Source organism: Nitrospirillum amazonense (assembly GCF_029594735.1).
GTDB classification, from domain to species: Bacteria; Pseudomonadota; Alphaproteobacteria; order Azospirillales; family Azospirillaceae; genus Nitrospirillum; species Nitrospirillum amazonense.
Genome location: NZ_JARPAF010000002.1, coordinates 1554874 through 1571480 on the forward strand (window position 1 = coordinate 1554874; position 16607 = coordinate 1571480).

13 protein-coding genes are annotated in these 16607 nt (G+C 68.8%); 10 read left to right on the forward strand and 3 right to left on the reverse strand.

All coding sequences use genetic code 11. The features are described from left to right. Positions 1-72: 72 nt before the first annotated feature. From P5F91_RS13175 to P5F91_RS13185, 3 genes are all read right to left on the reverse strand, one after another. Positions 73-1722, reverse strand: coding sequence for an ankyrin repeat domain-containing protein (locus P5F91_RS13175; RefSeq protein WP_277907372.1), 1650 nt, complete (start codon positions 1720-1722; stop codon positions 73-75). Positions 1723-1892: 170 nt separating this feature from the next. Further along, a complete protein-coding gene (locus P5F91_RS13180; protein WP_277907373.1) occupies positions 1893-2285 on the reverse strand; it encodes a hypothetical protein in 393 nt (130 codons plus the stop codon). Between the two features lie 31 nt (positions 2286-2316). Further along, positions 2317-2940 (reverse strand): hypothetical protein, encoded by a 624-nt coding sequence (locus P5F91_RS13185; RefSeq protein WP_145609503.1) that lies wholly within the window; start codon positions 2938-2940, stop codon positions 2317-2319. Between the two features lie 447 nt (positions 2941-3387). Between P5F91_RS13185 and kdpF the strand changes: the two genes are divergently transcribed. From kdpF to P5F91_RS13230, 10 genes are all read left to right on the forward strand, one after another. Further along, positions 3388-3474: a K(+)-transporting ATPase subunit F gene (gene kdpF / locus P5F91_RS29875; RefSeq protein WP_145609795.1), complete on the forward strand. Its 87-nt coding sequence runs from the start codon at positions 3388-3390 to the stop codon at positions 3472-3474. 42 nt (positions 3475-3516) lie between these two features. Further along, positions 3517-5244: a potassium-transporting ATPase subunit KdpA gene (kdpA, locus tag P5F91_RS13190; protein ID WP_145609502.1), complete on the forward strand. Its 1728-nt coding sequence runs from the start codon at positions 3517-3519 to the stop codon at positions 5242-5244. Positions 5245-5296: 52 nt separating this feature from the next. Next, a complete protein-coding gene (kdpB, locus tag P5F91_RS13195) occupies positions 5297-7453 on the forward strand; it encodes a potassium-transporting ATPase subunit KdpB (protein WP_277907374.1) in 2157 nt (718 codons plus the stop codon). Positions 7454-7469: 16 nt separating this feature from the next. After that, positions 7470-8081: a potassium-transporting ATPase subunit KdpC gene (gene kdpC / locus P5F91_RS13200; RefSeq protein ID WP_145609501.1), complete on the forward strand. Its 612-nt coding sequence runs from the start codon at positions 7470-7472 to the stop codon at positions 8079-8081. A 110-nt stretch (positions 8082-8191) separates the two neighbouring features. Further along, positions 8192-10894 (forward strand): sensor histidine kinase, encoded by a 2703-nt coding sequence (locus P5F91_RS13205; protein ID WP_186454613.1) that lies wholly within the window; start codon positions 8192-8194, stop codon positions 10892-10894. Between the two features lie 26 nt (positions 10895-10920). Continuing rightward, positions 10921-11622 (forward strand): response regulator, encoded by a 702-nt coding sequence (locus P5F91_RS13210; protein ID WP_145609500.1) that lies wholly within the window; start codon positions 10921-10923, stop codon positions 11620-11622. A gap of 203 nt (positions 11623-11825) precedes the next feature. Beyond that, entirely contained in the window at positions 11826-12329 is a 504-nt protein-coding gene (locus tag P5F91_RS13215; protein ID WP_145609499.1) for a PTS sugar transporter subunit IIA, read from the forward strand. A 107-nt stretch (positions 12330-12436) separates the two neighbouring features. Further along, positions 12437-13225, forward strand: coding sequence for a CBS domain-containing protein (locus P5F91_RS13220; protein WP_186454612.1), 789 nt, complete (start codon positions 12437-12439; stop codon positions 13223-13225). 160 nt (positions 13226-13385) lie between these two features. Then, a complete protein-coding gene (locus P5F91_RS13225) occupies positions 13386-13943 on the forward strand; it encodes an EF-hand domain-containing protein (protein WP_145609497.1) in 558 nt (185 codons plus the stop codon). Positions 13944-14166: 223 nt separating this feature from the next. After that, a complete protein-coding gene (locus P5F91_RS13230) occupies positions 14167-16596 on the forward strand; it encodes a glycoside hydrolase family 2 TIM barrel-domain containing protein (protein ID WP_277907376.1) in 2430 nt (809 codons plus the stop codon). Positions 16597-16607: the final 11 nt, after the last annotated feature.

The following is a 16607-nucleotide window of genomic DNA, read 5'->3' on the forward strand; positions in this document are numbered from 1 at the left end:
CTTGGATGGGCACTTGGCAATCCCCACCTTGATGAGGGCCGGCATGATGCGCGCCGGCCCTTACTTTCCTTTTCAGGTGATGGCGGCCAGCAGGACCTCCGTCACCTCTTCCGAGAACCACTTCCTCTGGCCATCGATCAGGACACCGCCATGGCCGTCCGCCGGTGCCTTGGCCACGGGCATACCGTGGGCCAGCAAGGCCTGGGCGCAGGCCACCCAATCCCCGCTGTCCTCCGGCTGGTTGAGCGTCGCCCAGGACAGGGTGCCGCTGACATCGTCGCCGTAGCCGTGCCTCTCCGTCCAGCGGGCGCCGTGGTCCAGCAGGAAGCGGGTGAGGGCGGCGTCCCCCCGGAACACGGCATGGTTCAGGGCGGTGGCGTTCCAGTCCCCGGCCTGCACGGTCAGGGGCCAGCCCAGGCGGACCATGACGGCGATGGCGTTGTCGCAGCCCCCCTGCGCTGCCAACTCCGGCAGCAGGCACCGCTGCCGGTCCGACAGGCTGGCAGGCAGGTCCGGCCGCTGGGCCTGGAGGGCGCGCGCCGCCGCCTCATCCCCGGCGGCACAGGCGGCGACGAACTGGTCCTCCAGCGACAGCGCAGCACCTCCGCCCGCCTGGCGCAGCACCTCCGCCACATCCGCCATGCCGAAGCGCAGGGCGACCGTGTAGGCGCTGGTACCGTCCGGCAGGCGGGCGGCCGGGTCGGCGCCCGCCGCCAGCAGGGCCGCGATGTGCGCGGCGGAGCGGCGCCGGTAGATGGCCCACAGCAGCGGCGATCCCCAGTCGGAGATGGGACGATTGCGCACCGGTTCATTGGCGTCGCCGCCATGGGCCAGCAGCAGCCGAAGCACCGGCAGATTGTCCAGGTCCAGCGCCCGGTACAGGACGTTGGTGCCCGCGACAACGGCGCCGGCCTTCAGCAGCAAGTCTACGCAGGCCGGACTTTCCAGGGCATGATAGAGGGACTCCCCGTCGTTGGGATCGGCCCCGGCGTCCAGCAGCAGGGCGGTGAGGACCGGGTCATGGTTCTGCCCGGCAGCGCCGTAAAGGGCCGACAGCCGTTCCGTTTCCGACGGCTGGGCCACGCTGGCGGGCGGCCAGCGGTTGCCCACCGCCTGGTTGGGATCAGCGCCTGCCGCCAGCAGGGCCCGGGCGCAGGCGTGCAGGCGCCCGGCCACCTCCGGCACCCGCGCCAGGCTGGAGTGGGCGACCGCCACCAGGGGCGGCAGCCGCAGCGGGCCGCCGACGCGGTTGACCCAGGCGGGGTCTTGGGCGATGGCCTGGCGCACGCGGTCCACGTCGCCGATGGCGCAGGCCAGGATGGGGTCGCCCGTCGCCACATCCGGGTTCTCCGCCAGCAGGCGCAAAGCGGCGGCTGGCCGCGGACGGCGCATGCTGCCGCTGATGTCACCGGGATACACCAGGCGCAGCCATTCCAGCCGCGCCTCCGCCCTGTCGGCGGAGGTGGCCCGCCGGCTGGTCACGAAGGCATCCAGCTCCGCCCAGGAGGGGAAGCCATATTCGCGCGCCAGGCAGGATTGGGCGTCGTGCAGGCGCAGGGTCAGCGCCGCCAGGGCCGCGTCGTCCTTGCCTCGGGCCGCCGGCAGGCTGGCCCGGAAGCGGGCGAGGGCGTCGGCGTCACCGCGCCGATAGGCCACCAGCAGTTCCTTGGCCTGGCGTTTCAACTGGTCGATATGGGGATGGTCGGGAAGGGATCGGGTCATAAGCGAACCTCCGTGCATGAGGCGCCGACGACCCGCAAATCCGGCTGCACAAAGGTCAGGTGTGACCGCGCAGGATATGGCCAGTGGGCTCAGCCCTTCCCGCGGGTCCGGTGGCGGCTTGGCAACCGCGCGATCGGACGATAGGGGAGGGCCGTCCAAGGGTCAATGCGTCAGGTGGGCGACATTGCTTTCGCCAACGGGCCGTCCTTGCTTGCCAGGACCGACCATCCGGGGGCGGCACCGTCAGCGACCCGGGCCAATATTTCTCCCCGCAAGAAAATCAAAGCGCCCGCATCATCCCACGTCACGGAGAACTCTTCAGGGGAAGTGGGGAGACCGATTATCCTGGCTGCGCAAACATAGGCTGCGGAGTTGGCAAACGGCGCCCTTTCCCGATTATGCCACTCGGGTTCCTTTGGCGCGGTGCAGCGGTTGTAAAGCCATACATCTCCCCGGATGCGGTCATCCGCGTCCAGAAAGTAGGCATATCCAACGCGGCCATCATCCTCGATGACAATGGACTGCCCACCTTCAGGGGCGATCAGGCGCACCATGAATTCCATCGGGACATCCATCGGAGTCAACCACCACACATCAACCACCGCCCACCGGCAGCGGCTCACCCAGGCAATGCTCGATGGCGCGCGTGTCGTCGCAGCGGGGGGCGCCGGCGCGCAGGCGCTGGGTCAGGTCGCGCAGGCAGGTGGCGATGCCGCCAGCGCGGATGGCCAGGGGCGAGTCCAGGAAGGCGCGGTCCTTGTCGTGGGCGGCCAGGGCCAGGCCGAAATCCAGCTCCTGCTCCAGGCTTTGCGCCAGGTCGCCCGCCAGGCGGTCGCTGCCCACCGGGTCACAGCGCTTGCCGCCCTTCTTGCGCGCCGCCGCGTGGGCTTGCACCACGGCGCGCCAATGGGCGTCGCTGGCCATGACATAGGCGTAGGCCAGGGGGCTGTTGGGGTAGGCGCTGCTGTAGGCGGCGTAGGCCTTGCCATACTCGCCCCGGCGATAGGCGCGGTCCCCCTGCGCCGTCAGGGCTCGCGCCGCCTTCACGTCGGCCGGCGTCTGCCGCTGGCGGGCGGCATCGGCCTGGGTCAGGCGGTCGGCCCTGGCGGCGGGGGTGCCCGCAGGCGTGCTGGCGGCGGGTGGGGCATCGGCGGCCTGGGCGCCGCCGGCCAGCATCAAGGCGGTCAAAGCGGCCAGCCAGCGAAGGCGTGTCGTCATGGGTTCTTTCCCGCAGCGCTGGGGTGTCGCTCCCGTTTCCGGGGGATCTTATCCGCAGTTTGCCGGGAATTGCCAAAGGGATTGCGGCAGCTCCGTTCCGCCGCCCTTTATTCACCCCCATGCCGGATTTTCCATACATCCAATCGGAATAGGTGGTCAACCCATTGAGGTCGGGGCGGTTTTGCCCGTCAGCCCGCACCTTCCGCGCCGGCCGCCGTTAAAATCCTTTTATTTTCGGCCCTCGGCTTTGCCATCGAATTTTGATGGCCATCGGCTGTCTCCTCAGCATCGACCCATCCCGCCCGGAAAGCGCCCCGTCGAGGGCCGTCCGGGTTTCGTTCGTGAGGAACATCCGCATGCTCGACGTCATCCTGCTCGCCCTGCTGGTGGGGCTTTTCGGCCTGGGCGTGGCCTACGCCTACGCCTGCGAAAGGCTGTGAGGGGCCCATGTTCGACCTGATCCTGGGCGCCGCCGTCTCGATCGGCCTGACCCTTTACCTCGTCTACGTCCTGATCCGGCCCGAGCGCTTCTGAGCGTGGCCGCAGGCCCCCTGCGCGTATGCGGAGACTTTCCCCGTGACCTTCAACGGCATCCTACAGATCGCGCTGTTCGCGGCGATCATCCTGGTCCTGACGCGGCCCCTGGGCGGCTTCATGACCCGTGTCTTCAATGGTGAGAACACCCTGTTCGGCCGCGTCTTCGGCCCTGTCGAGCGCGGCATCTACCGCATCTGCGGCGTGGATGAGACGGCGGAGCAGCACTGGCTGACCTATGCCGTCGCCATGATGCTGTTCAACCTGGTGGGCGCCCTGGTGCTGTACGCGCTGATGCGCTTGCAGGCCCTGCTGCCCTTCAATCCGCAGGGGCAGGCGGCGGTGGCGCCGGACCTGTCCTTCAACACCGCCATCAGCTTCGTCACCAACACCAACTGGCAGGCTTACGGCGGCGAGACCACCATGGGCTACCTGGTGCAGATGGCGGGCCTGACGGTGCAGAACTTCATGTCCGCCGCCACGGGCATCGTGCTGGCGCTGGCGCTGGTGCGCGGCTTCAGCCGCCGCGGCGCCCGCACCATCGGCAACTTCTGGGTCGACCTGACCCGCGCCACCCTCTACGTCCTGCTGCCCGCCTGCGTGGTCCTGACCCTGTTCTACGTCTGGCAGGGCGTGCCGCAGAACCTGTTGGCCTATACCGAGGCGACCACGCTGGAAGGGGCCAAGCAGATCATCGCGCAGGGCCCCGTGGCCTCGCAGCTGGCCGTCAAGATGCTGGGCACCAACGGCGGCGGCTTCTTCAACGCCAACTCCGCCCACCCGTTCGAGAACCCCAACGCCCTGGTCAATCTGGTGCAGATGCTGAGCATCTTCGCCATCGGCGCCGGCCTGACCAACGTCTTCGGCCGCATGGTGGGCAACGAGCGCCAGGGCTGGGCCATCCTGGCCGCCATGGGCGCCATGTTCATCGTCGGCGTCGGCGTCTGCTACTGGGCCGAATCCCAGGCCAACCCCTTGTTCGCCAGCCTGCCGGTGGATCAGGCGGTCAGCGCCCTGTCGCCGGGCGGCAACATGGAAGGCAAGGAGGTGCGCTTCGGCATCGCCAACACCGCCCTGTTCGCCACCATCACCACCGATGCCTCCTGCGGCGCCATCAACGGCTGGCACGACAGCTTCATGCCCCTGGGCGGCATGGTGCCCCTGGTCAACATGCTGTTGGGCGAGGTCATCGTCGGCGGCGTGGGCGCCGGCCTCTACGGCATCCTGCTGATGGCGATCATCGCCATGTTCGTGGCCGGCCTGATGGTGGGCCGCACGCCCGAGTACATCGGCAAGAAGCTGGAGGCCAAGGAAGTGAAGATGACGGTGCTGGCCATCCTGGCCATGCCGCTGGTCATCCTGGTGTTCAGCGCCATCTCCTCCGCCATTCCGGCGGGTGTCGCCGGTATCGCCAACAACGGCCCGCACGGCTTCTCGGAAATCTTCTACGCCTATTCCTCCGGTGCGGCGAACAACGGCAGCGCCTTCGGCGGCCTGTCGGCCAACACGCTCTGGTACAACGTGACCCTGGGCGTGACCATGTTCGTGGGCCGCTTCTTCATCATCATCCCGGCCCTGGCCATCGCCGGCGCCCTGGCCGCGAAGAAGTCCGTGCCCGCCTCCGCCGGCACCTTCCCCACCACCGGCCCGCTGTTCGTCAGCCTGCTGGTGGGCGTGATCCTGATCGTGGGTGGCCTGACCTACTTCCCCGCCGTGGCGCTGGGGCCGGTGGTCGAGCACCTGCAGATGATGGCCGGCACCACCTACTGACCCCCGGGTAGAAGCCTTGCATTGGCGTCATCCGTTCTTCGGAGATTTTGAGATGTCATCCCCTTCCATGTTCCACCCGGGGCAGCAGCCGGCGGCCCCCCAGCAGCCGGACGCACCGACCCGCCGGGGCACCAAGTCCGCCCTGCTGGATCCGGCCATCCTGGGCCCGGCGGTCAAGGCCAGCTTCACCAAGCTGAACCCCGCCACCCTGGTGCGTAACCCCGTCATGTTCCTGGTGGCGGCGGTGGCGCTGCTGACCACCGTGCTGCTGGCGCGCGACCTGGCCACCAGCGCCCAGGGCACCGGCTTCTCCTTCCAGATCGTGCTGTGGCTGTGGTTCACGGTGCTGTTCGCCAACTTCGCCGAGGCGGTGGCCGAGGGCCGCGGCAAGGCCCAGGCCGACAGCCTGCGCAAGACCCGCACCGAGACGGTGGCCAAGCGCCTGACCGGCCCCATGGTCGCCAGGGGGGCGGCCGTCACCAGCTTTCAGACGGTGGGGGCCGCCGACCTGAAGGTGGGCGACCACGTGGTGGTTGACGCCGGCGACATCATCCCCAGCGATGGCGAGATCGTCGACGGCATCGCCACCGTGGACGAGTCCGCCATCACCGGTGAATCGGCGCCCGTCATCCGCGAAAGCGGCGGCGACCGCTCGGCCGTCACCGGTGGCACCCGCGTGCTGTCGGACCGCATCATCGTCCGCATCACGGCAGCGCAAGGCTCCACCTTCCTCGACCGCATGATTTCGCTGGTCGAGGGGGCGGAACGGCAGAAGACCCCCAACGAGATCGCGCTCAACATCCTGCTGGTGGGCATGAGCCTGATCTTCATCCTGGCGGTCGTCACCATCCCGGGCTTCGCGGCCTACGCCGGCGGCACGGTGTCGGTGGTGGTGCTGGTCGCGCTGTTCGTCACCCTGATCCCCACCACCATCGGCGCGCTGTTGTCCGCCATCGGCATCGCCGGTATGGACCGCCTGGTGCGCTTCAACGTCCTGGCCATGTCCGGCCGCGCGGTGGAGGCGGCGGGCGACGTCGACACCCTGCTGCTGGACAAGACCGGCACCATCACCCTGGGCAACCGCCACGCCGCCGAGTTCATCCCCGTCTCGGGCGTGACCGACAAGGAACTGGCGGAGGCCGCCCAGCTGTCGTCCTTGAGCGACGAGACGCCGGAGGGCCGCTCCATCGTCGTGCTGGCCAAGGAGAAGTATGGCCTGCGCGGCAAGGACATGGGGGCCCTGAACGCCCGCTTCGTCCCCTTCGCGGCGCAGACCCGCATGAGCGGCGTCGACCTGGCCAATGAAAACGGGGAGGGCGGCATCCAGATCCGCAAGGGCGCGGTGGACGCCGTGCTGCGCCACGTGACGGCCCTGCGGGGCAGCCAGCCCGTGCGCCATCCGGAGCTGGAAGCCATCACCGAGCGCATCGCCAAGGCCGGCGGCACGCCGCTGGCCGTGGTGCGCAACGACCGGGTGCTGGGCGTCATCTATCTGAAGGACATCGTCAAGGGCGGCATCCGCGACCGCTTCGCCGAACTGCGCCGCATGGGCATCCGCACGGTGATGATCACGGGCGACAACCCGCTGACCGCCGCCGCCATCGCGGCCGAGGCGGGCGTGGACGACTTCCTGGCCCAGGCCACGCCGGAGGACAAGCTGGCCCTGATCCGCAAGGAACAGGCCGAGGGCCGCCTGGTCGCCATGTGCGGCGACGGCACCAACGACGCCCCGGCCCTGGCCCAGGCGGACGTGGGCGTGGCCATGAACACCGGCACCCAGGCCGCCCGCGAGGCCGGCAACATGGTGGACCTGGACAGCGACCCCACGAAGCTGATCGAGATCGTGGGCATCGGCAAACAGCTGCTGATGACCCGCGGCGCCTTGACCACCTTCTCCATCGCAAACGACGTGGCCAAGTACTTCGCCATCATCCCGGCGATGTTCGCGGGCCTCTATCCGGCGCTGAACGCGCTGAACATCATGCACCTGGCCACACCGCAGTCGGCCATCCTGTCGGCCATCATCTTCAACGCCCTGGTCATCATCGCGCTGATCCCGCTGGCCCTGAAGGGCGTGCGGTACCGCGCCCTGCCGGCCGCCAGCCTGCTGTCGCGCAACATGCTGGTCTATGGCCTGGGCGGCATCATCATCCCCTTCATCGGCATCAAGGCCATCGACATGGTCGTGACCGCCGTCGGCCTGGCCTAAAGGAGGCCCGAGAGCCATGCTCAAGCAAATCCGTCCGGCCATCTCGCTGGCCGTCTTCTTCACCGTCGTCTGCGGCCTGATCTATCCCCTGGGCATGACCGGCATCGCCCGCGTCCTGTTCCCGCGCCAGGCCAACGGCAGCCTGATCACCGCCAAGGACGGCACGGTCATCGGGTCCACGCTGATCGGCCAGAACTTCACGTCGGAGAAGTACTTCTGGGGCCGCCCGTCGGTGACCACCGACACCGACCCCAACGACAGCACCAAGACGGTGGCCGCCCCCTACAACGCCGCCAACTCCATGGGCTCCAACCTGGGGCCCACCTCCAAGGCGCTGGTCGACCGCATCGCCGGCGACGCGGAGAAATACGGCGCCACCAAGGACCACCCGGTGCCGGTGGACCTGGTGACCGCCTCGGCCAGTGGCCTGGATCCCGACATCTCGCCCGCCGGCGCCTATTACCAGGTGGCGCGCGTGGCGAAGGCCCGGGGGATGACCGAGGCCGCCGTGCGCGCCCTGGTGGATGCCCATGTCGAAGGCCGCCTGCTGGGCCTGATCGGGGAGCCGCACGTGAACGTCCTGGCGCTGAACCGCGCCCTGGACGCCGCGCACCCGTCAGGTAACTGATTGTCTTAAAGGGAAAAGCTCGCCGCTTCGGATCCGTTGGCGCTATTGTCGGCCAACGTTCCGGGGCGGCGGCTTTTGCCGTTTGCGCTTGGGCCTTCGAAAGACCACCCGTGACCAACGCCGACTACACCAACCGCCCGTCCCCCGACGCCCTGCTGAGCCAGGCTATGCAGGAGCGTCGCGGCAAGCTGCGCATCTACCTGGGGGCCGCCCCGGGCGTGGGCAAGACCTACCAGATGCTGGAGACGGCGCGACAGCTGAAGGCCGAAGGCGTGGACGTGGTGGTGGGCGTGGTGGAAACCCACGGCCGGCGCGAGACCGAGGCCATGGTGGCCGGGCTGGAGGTCGTGCCCCGCCGGGTGCTGGAGTACAAGGGCCGCACCCTGGAGGAGATGGACATCGACGCCCTGCTGCGCCGCCGTCCCCGCCTGGCCCTGGTGGATGAGCTGGCCCACACCAACGCCGCCGGCAGCCGCCACGCCAAGCGCTATTCCGATGTGGAGGAGCTGCTGGCCGCCGGCATCGACGTGCTGACCACCCTGAACATCCAGCATGTGGAAAGTCTGAACGACGTGGTGGCGCAGATCACCCGCATCCGCGTGCGCGAGACGGTGCCGGACAGCGTGCTGGAAATGGCGGACGAGATCGAGGTCATCGACCTGCCGCCGCAGGACCTGATCAAGCGCCTGAACGAGGGCAAGGTCTATATCCGCGAGCAGGCGCAGCGGGCGCTGAAGCACTACTTCTCCCCCGGCAATCTGACGGCCCTGCGTGAGCTGGCGCTGCGGCGGACGGCGCAGCGGGTGGACGACCAGATGCTGTCCTACATGCAGCGCCACGCTATCCAGGGCCCCTGGGCGGCGGGCGACCGCGTGCTGGTCTGCGTGTCCGAGGACAGGACCGCCGGCGGCCTGGTGCGCTACGCCAAGCGCCTGGCCGACCGGCTGAAGACCCGCTTCACCGCCCTGTACGTGGAAACCGCGCGCACCCAGCGCCTGACGGAGGCGGCGCGCGACCGCATCGCCGACACCCTGCGCCTGGCGGAGCAGCTGGGGGGCGAGGCCATCACCGTGCCCGGCCGCACCATCGCCGCCGATGTGCTGGGCTATGCCCGCGCCAACAACTTCACCCACATCATCATCGGCAAGTCCGAACGGCCGCGCTGGTTCGAGATTGTGCACGGCTCGGTGGTGCATGAGCTGGTGCGCAAGGCCGGCACCATCTCCGTGCACGTCATCGCCGGCGACGCGGTGGAGGCGGATGAGATCCCGCCCAAGATGGTGCGGACGCGGCCGGAATCCAGCGGCCTGGCGTGGCAGCCCTATGGCGTCGCCACCTTGATGGTGGCGCTGGCCACCGTGGCAGGCAGCCTGCTGGGCAACGCCATGGATGTGCGCAACCTGTCGCTCGTCTACATCGCCGCCGTCCTGGCCAGCGCCATCCTGCACGGCTACGGCCCCTCGCTGTTCGCCTCCTGCCTCAGCGTGCTGGCCTACAACTTCTTCTTCCTGCCGCCGCTGTACACCTTCACCATCCGCGACCCGTCCAACGTGGTGGCGCTGGTGTTCTTCACCATCGTCGCCGTCTTCACCAGCCGCCTGACGGCGCGGGTGAGGGAGCAGGCGACCATCGCCGCCAACCGCGCCCGCATCACCGCGCAGATGTTCTCCTTCGCGCGCAAGCTGGCCGGCATCGGCGAGATGGAGGATTTGCTGTGGGCCACCACCCACCAGGTGGCGCTGCTGCTGAAGGTGCGCGTCGTGCTGCTGATGCCCGACGACCATGGCGCGCTGGAGGTGAAGGCGGGCTACCCGCCGGAGGACCAGGTGGGGGAGATGGATCTGGCCGCCGCGCGCTGGGCCTATGACAACGCCAAGCCGGCAGGGCGCGGTGCGCCCACGCTGCCGGGAACCCAGCGCCTGTTCCTGCCCGTGCGGACGGAACGGGGCGTGGTGGCGGTGGTGGGCGTGGACACCGACGACCCCGGCCCCATCCTGACACCCGACCAGCGCCGTCTGCTGGATGCCATCATGGACCAGGCCGCCGTGGCCATCGAGCGGGTGAAGCTGGTGCAGGACATCGACAAGGCCCGGCTGGAGGGGGAGACGGAGCGCCTGCGCTCCGCCATGCTGACCTCGCTGTCCCATGATTTGCGCACGCCGCTGGCCGCCATCATCGGCACCGCCACCACCCTCAAGGCGGAGGGGGAGGGGCTGGAGCGCGCCACCCGCGCCCAGCTGACCGGCGACCTGCTGGTGGAGGCGGAGCGCATGGGACGCTTCGTGCGCAACCTGCTGGACATGACGCGGCTGGAGGCCGGGTTGGACATCCGCCGCGAGCCGACGGATCTGGTGGACGTGGTGCATACCGCCACCCAGCGGGCCAAGCCCATCCTGGCCGGCCGGCCGCTGGACCTGGATTTGGCAGCCGATCTGCCGCTGGTGCGCACCGACTACCTGCTGCTGGAACAGGTGCTGTTCAACCTACTGGACAACGCTGCCAAATATTCCGGGCCCGAGGCGCGGGTGGCGGTGTCGGCGGCGCGGCGGCACAACCATGTCGTCATCCGGGTGATGGATGAGGGCGTGGGCATCCCGCCCGACAGCCTGGAACGCATCTTCGACAAATTCTACCGGGTGGAGGCGCGGGACCATCGCCAGGCCGGCACCGGCCTGGGTCTGGCCATCTGCCGCGGCTTCATGACCGCCCTGGGCGGCACCATCAAGGCTGCCAACCGTACCGACAAGACCGGCGCCGTCTTTGAACTGACGCTGCCCACCGATGATGCGCTAGATGCCTGGGTTCTCGGGTAAGAGCATGTTGGAATAGAGTTGAGATCATGAGCAAACCCCATCGCATCCTGGTGATCGAGGACGAGGTGGCCATCCGCCGCCTGCTGCGCGCCGTGCTGGCCCCCCAGGGCTGGACTTTGGTGGAAGCGGCGACGGCGCAGGAGGGGCTGGTGCAGGCCCGCCTGCCGGGCGTGGACCTCATCCTGCTGGATCTGGGCCTGCCCGATGGCGACGGCCTGGACCTGGTGGGCAAGCTGAAGGCCGAACGCCCCACGCCCATCATCATCCTGTCCAGCCGAGACCAGGAGGAGGACAAGGTGGCGGCGCTGGACCTGGGTGCCGACGACTATGTCACCAAGCCCTTCGGCACGGCGGAACTGATGGCCCGCATCCGCGCGGCCCTGCGCCACGCCGTGCAGCAACAGGGCGGCCGGTCGGTGGTGAACGCCGGCGGGCTGGAGATTGACCTCATCAACCGGCAGGTGACGCGGGGGTCGGAGAAGCTGCACCTGTCGCCCACGGAGTTCGACCTGCTGCGCTTCCTGGCGGCGCACGCCGGTAAGATTCTGACCCACCGGCAAATCCTCAAGGAAGTCTGGGGACCCGCCAAGGAAGACGAGGTGCAGTACTTGCGGGTCTATATCCGCATGCTGCGCCAGAAGATTGAAAACGACCCCAACGCGCCGGGAATCATTCAGACGGAACCCGGCATCGGCTACCGCCTGGTCATTAGTGAGGAATCTCTTTGATTCAATAGGGATCTTAAGGAAACGAATCGTGGACGGGCATCCATACCCTGCGGGCAGGCGCGTTATGCTGTCGCAGTTGGGGCTTCCCAAAGGCCCCGAGATCGCTTATTTGACGGCCATCGGTCACCAGTACGGTTGTTTTCATGCTCCGCTCCAGCGTGGCGTCCCGATGGGCCTTCGCCGCTCCCAAGGTCGCTGACGTCATGGCGTCGATCGCATCCGATCCGTCATCTGCCCCTTCCGGCACCGGTTCCTCCCTGGCGCCGTCCTCCGTCGGGCTGGGCCTTTCGGTGGCTTCCAAGGACGCCGTCCTGAAGGAAATCGCCCTGCGCATCGCAGCCGCCGGCGCGCTGGATGTCGGCGCCGTCCTGGACGATCTGCGCGCCCGTGAGGCGCTGGGCTCCACCGGCGTTGGCGCCGGCATCGCCATCCCCCACGCTCGCTTCAGCAGCATCACCCGCCCCATCGGCGCCTTCGTCCGCCTGGCCAAGCCGGTGGAGTTCGAGGCCATCGACGGCGCGCCCGTGGATCTGGTCTTCGGCCTGCTGACCCCCGTCCATTGCGGCAACGCCCATCTGCAGGCCCTGGCCCGCATCAGCCGCGCCCTGCGCACCCCCGGCCTGGCCGCCACCCTGCGCGCCGCGCCGGACGCCCTGTCCTTGCACGCCCTGGTCGCCCCCATCCTGGATGCAGGGGCCGCCTGCTGAGGTCACCGTTTTTTCCAGGATACATGCGGCCGCTGAATTGAGCCGCATCAAGGACGCGTGCCGGTCTTAAGCCCACTATGGCGGCATCCCAACCGGAGGATGCCGTCATGGCCGCGCCCGCCCCGACCTTAGAGATTTTCAAGCCCACCGCCGTCCGCCAGATCATGACGCCTGGCGTCCTGACCGTGCGCCCCGAGACCCCCCTGGTCGATGCCCTGCGCCTGATGGTGCGCAACCGCGTCAGCGGCCTGCCCGTGGTGGAGGATGACGCCGCCGCCGACGGTGGCGGCTGCCGCGTCGTCGGCGTCCTGACCGAGGGCGACCTCATGCGCCGGGCCGAAACGGGGACCGAGGTCCACGACCGCTGGTGGCAGCGCATGTTCACCACCCCGGGCGACCAGGCGGACCAGTACAGCAAGATGCATGGCCGCCGGGTGGAGGAGGTGATGACCCGCGACGTCCTGACCGTGGACGTGGACGACGACATCGCCACCGCCGTCGCCCTGATGGACCGCCACAAGGTGAAGCGGCTGCCGGTGCTGGCTCACGGCCACCTGGCCGGTGTCATCAGCCGCGCGGACGTGGTGCGGGCCCTGCTGCACACTTTCGACCTGGCCACCCCTCGGGGGGAGGAGCCGCCGCTGCTGGACGCCGAAATCCGCTACCGTCTGCTGATGGAACTGGCTGATAAGCGCTGGTGGGCCGACAGCCGGGTGGATGTGGTGGTGGAAAACGGTATCGTCACCCTGACCGGTGCCGTCTACGACGCCCGGGTGGCCCAGGCCTTCCGCGTGGTGGCGGAGAACGGCCCCGGCGTGCGGGAGGTGCGCGACCACCTGGTGGTGGCCGAGGGCCTGCCCGGCTGGGCCGGCGTCGACAACGCCTTCGTGGCGTGAGGCAGCTTTCGCCGGCATGCCCGGCAGATTTTGACCGGCGGCACCCGCCCTTTCCGGTGCCGCCGGCGGACGATAACCCGGGAATCAAGGGCTTGTCCTTGGCTTAAAAGTTGCATGTTTGTCGTCCGTCACCCATCGATAGATTTGCGGGAGGGGAGCGATGAACATGATGCCTGTCATCAATCGCGGGGTCGCCACCGGTGTCAACCACCTGGGATCGCCCGGCGATGACACCGCCGCCAGGCAGTCGGCGCTGGGCCAGATTTTTGAGGTCAGTGACACTGACAAGGATGGCGTCCTCGGTGCCAAAGAGGTGGAAGCCGCCGTCGCGTCCGGCCAAGGCGGCACGGCCGATGCCGACGCGCTGTATGGGAGATTGAGCGCGGATGGCGCCCAGGCGGCGGACCGGCAGCGCTTCATGTCCAGCTTCCCGGGCGGCAGCCTGATCGGTCCCACCCTGTATCTCCTGGCCCAGACCAAGGACATGACCGATCATGGCTATGTCCAAACCATGCATCTGGTGTCCCTGGTCAATCCGAAAACGGGGGAGGAGGACGGCGGCGAATACCCCTGGATACCGCCGGAGAAGACCGACCCCGGCGGCCCTGTCGCCCGCGCCAGCCTGGACATGATGTACGGCGCCTTCGGTCAGGTCGTGAACGAGGCCGGCAAGGACATGCTGAAGCAAATGCGGGATAACCAGGCCTTTCTGCCGTGAGCCGTACGGGTGGGGGCGTCGTGCCGGCGCGCCCCCATCATTCCGTGCCCTGTTGACATAAAGCTGATTACTCAGACAAATGGATATGGATGTTAGCGCTATCACAGGCGCGGTCCACCCGGCCTGCCGCACGGCGAGCCGGGCGGCCGCGGCTGCTGGTGGCGCCACAATAAGCAAGGGCCCGCCGTGACACAGGGATGCGGGTCCCAGGGAGAACAGCGTGATGCCACGAAGCTGCGGCCGCGTCCTGGCGCTGACGGCGCTGGTCGCCGTCCTGTCGACCACTGTCCGAGCGGAACAACTGCCCCTGATCTCAGGCTGGCGGGTCCATCGGGGCGAGGCGGCGGGCGCCGAGGCCGTGGCGTTCGATGACAAGGACTGGCGGCCGGTCACCGTTCCCCATGACGCCTCCATTGATGATCGTGCCGACGGCACGCCGCCGTTCGACGCGCAGGCGGTCGCCGGGCAGGACTCCGGCTACCTGCCGGGGGGGCAGGCCTGGTACCGCCGGCACCTGGTGCTGGACGCGGTTCAGGCGGCCCGCGTCATCCGCCTGAATTTTGAAGCTGTCTACATGGATGCCGACATCTGGCTGAATGGCCAGCCGCTGGCGCGGCATCGCTATGGCTACACCGCCTTCAGCCTCGACCTGACGGGCAAGGTGCGCCCCGGCGACAATGTCATCGCCGTGCGGGTCAACCATCCCGATCCGTCGTCGCGCTGGTACGCCGGCACCGGCCTGATCCGCCCCGTCAGCCTGGACATTCTGGACCCTGTCCATCTCGACCCGGTGGGCACGGCCATCACCACGCCCGTGGCGACGGCGGAGCGGGGGCAGGTGGCGGTGCGGTCGGCGGTGGTGAACCGGTCGGCGCACTCGGCGACGGTCGAGCTGCGGTCGCAGGTGGTGGCGGCCAACGGCGCCGTGGTTGCCCAGGCGCGGCAGGTGCGGCCGGTGGCGGCCAATGGCCGTGCGGATCTGGAGCAGCCGCTGGTGGTGGAGCGGCCGGCGCTGTGGTCCCCCGACGCGCCCAATCTCTACACCCTGGTGCAGCAGGTGCGCGTGGGCGGCGCGCTGAAGGATGAGCGGCGCACCCGCTTCGGCATCCGCACCATCACCGTCGATGCGCGCCAGGGCCTGCGCATCAACGGTCAAAAGGTGGTGCTGAAGGGCGGCAACATCCATCACGACAATTACATGATCGGGGCCGCCGGCCTGCCCGATGCGGACGTGCGCAAGGTGGCGCTGATGAAGGCCGCCGGCTACAACGCCATCCGCAGCGCCCACAACCCCGCCAGCCAGGCGACGCTGGACGCCGCCGACGCGCTGGGCATGCTGGTCATCGACGAGGCGTTCGACGCCTGGGACAAGCCCAAGCGCGCCCAGGACTACGCCCGCTTCTTCGCGCAGGATTGGGCGGCCGATCTGGACAGCCTGGTGGTCAGCGGCCGCAACCATCCCAGCGTCCTGTTCTGGAGCATCGGCAACGAGATACCGGAGCAGGGAACGCCGGAGGGGGCGGAGACGGGCCGGCGGCTGGCGGAGCGCGTGCGCCGCCTGGACCCCAGCCGCCCCGTGACCCAGGCGGTCAGCATCGACGGGCCCGACAACGCCCGCCAGTTCGCCGTGCTGGATGTGGCGGGCTACAACTACCGTGCCCACCTGTTCGGCCCCGACCATGTCCAGTTCCCCGACCGGGTCATGTTGACCACCGAGTCCACGCCTAAGGACGCCTTCCAATATTGGCGGCCGGTGGAAACCATGCCCTGGGTGATCGGCGATTTCGTCTGGACAGCGGTCGATTACATCGGCGAGGCCGGTATCGGCTGGATGGGCTACAGCCAGGATTGGCAGAAACTGGCGCCCTATCCCTGGACCCTGGCCTATTGCGGCGAGATCGATGCCACGGGACGCAAGCGGCCGGCGGCCTATTACCGCGAGGTGCTGTGGAGGACGGGCATCGATCCCATTTCCGCCTTCGTGCGCCAGCCGCCAGGGACGGAGGATTTGCCCGACCGGCATTACTTCCCCATCCAGCCGCCGCACCTGGACTGGTCGCTGGATGACGTCCACCCCAGCTGGACCTGGCCGGGGCAGGAGGGCAAGCCGCTGGAGGTGGTGGTCTACTCCGAATTCCCGGAGGTGGAGCTGTTCCTGAACGACCGCAGCCTGGGCCGTCGTCCGGTGGGCGTGGACAGTGAATACAAGGCCACTTTCCAGGTCCCCTACGCGCCCGGCCGCCTGGTCGCCGTGGGCTATCGCGATGGCCAGCCGGCGGGGCGGTGGGAACTGCGCACCGCCGGCGCGCCCGTCCAGGCGCGGCTGTCACTGGACCGGCCGACGGTGCGGGCCAATGGCGCGGATTTGGCCTATCTGACGGTGGAACTGGCCGATGCCGATGGCACGCCCGTCTATGCGCGGGACGCCGATCGCCAGGTGACCGTGTGGGTCGCGGGGGCTGGCGCGCTGGCTGGCATGGGCAACGGCGACCCGCGGGATGCGGGCAGCTTCCAGTCCGGCGAGCGGCGCACCTTCCATGGGCGGGCCGTCCTGGCCATCCGCGCCGGAACGCGGGCTGGCCCCATCACGGTTGACATCGACGTCGCCGGCCTGCCGACGCGCCGGGTCACGCTCGACGCGACATCCCCGTGAAACAAGCCCCA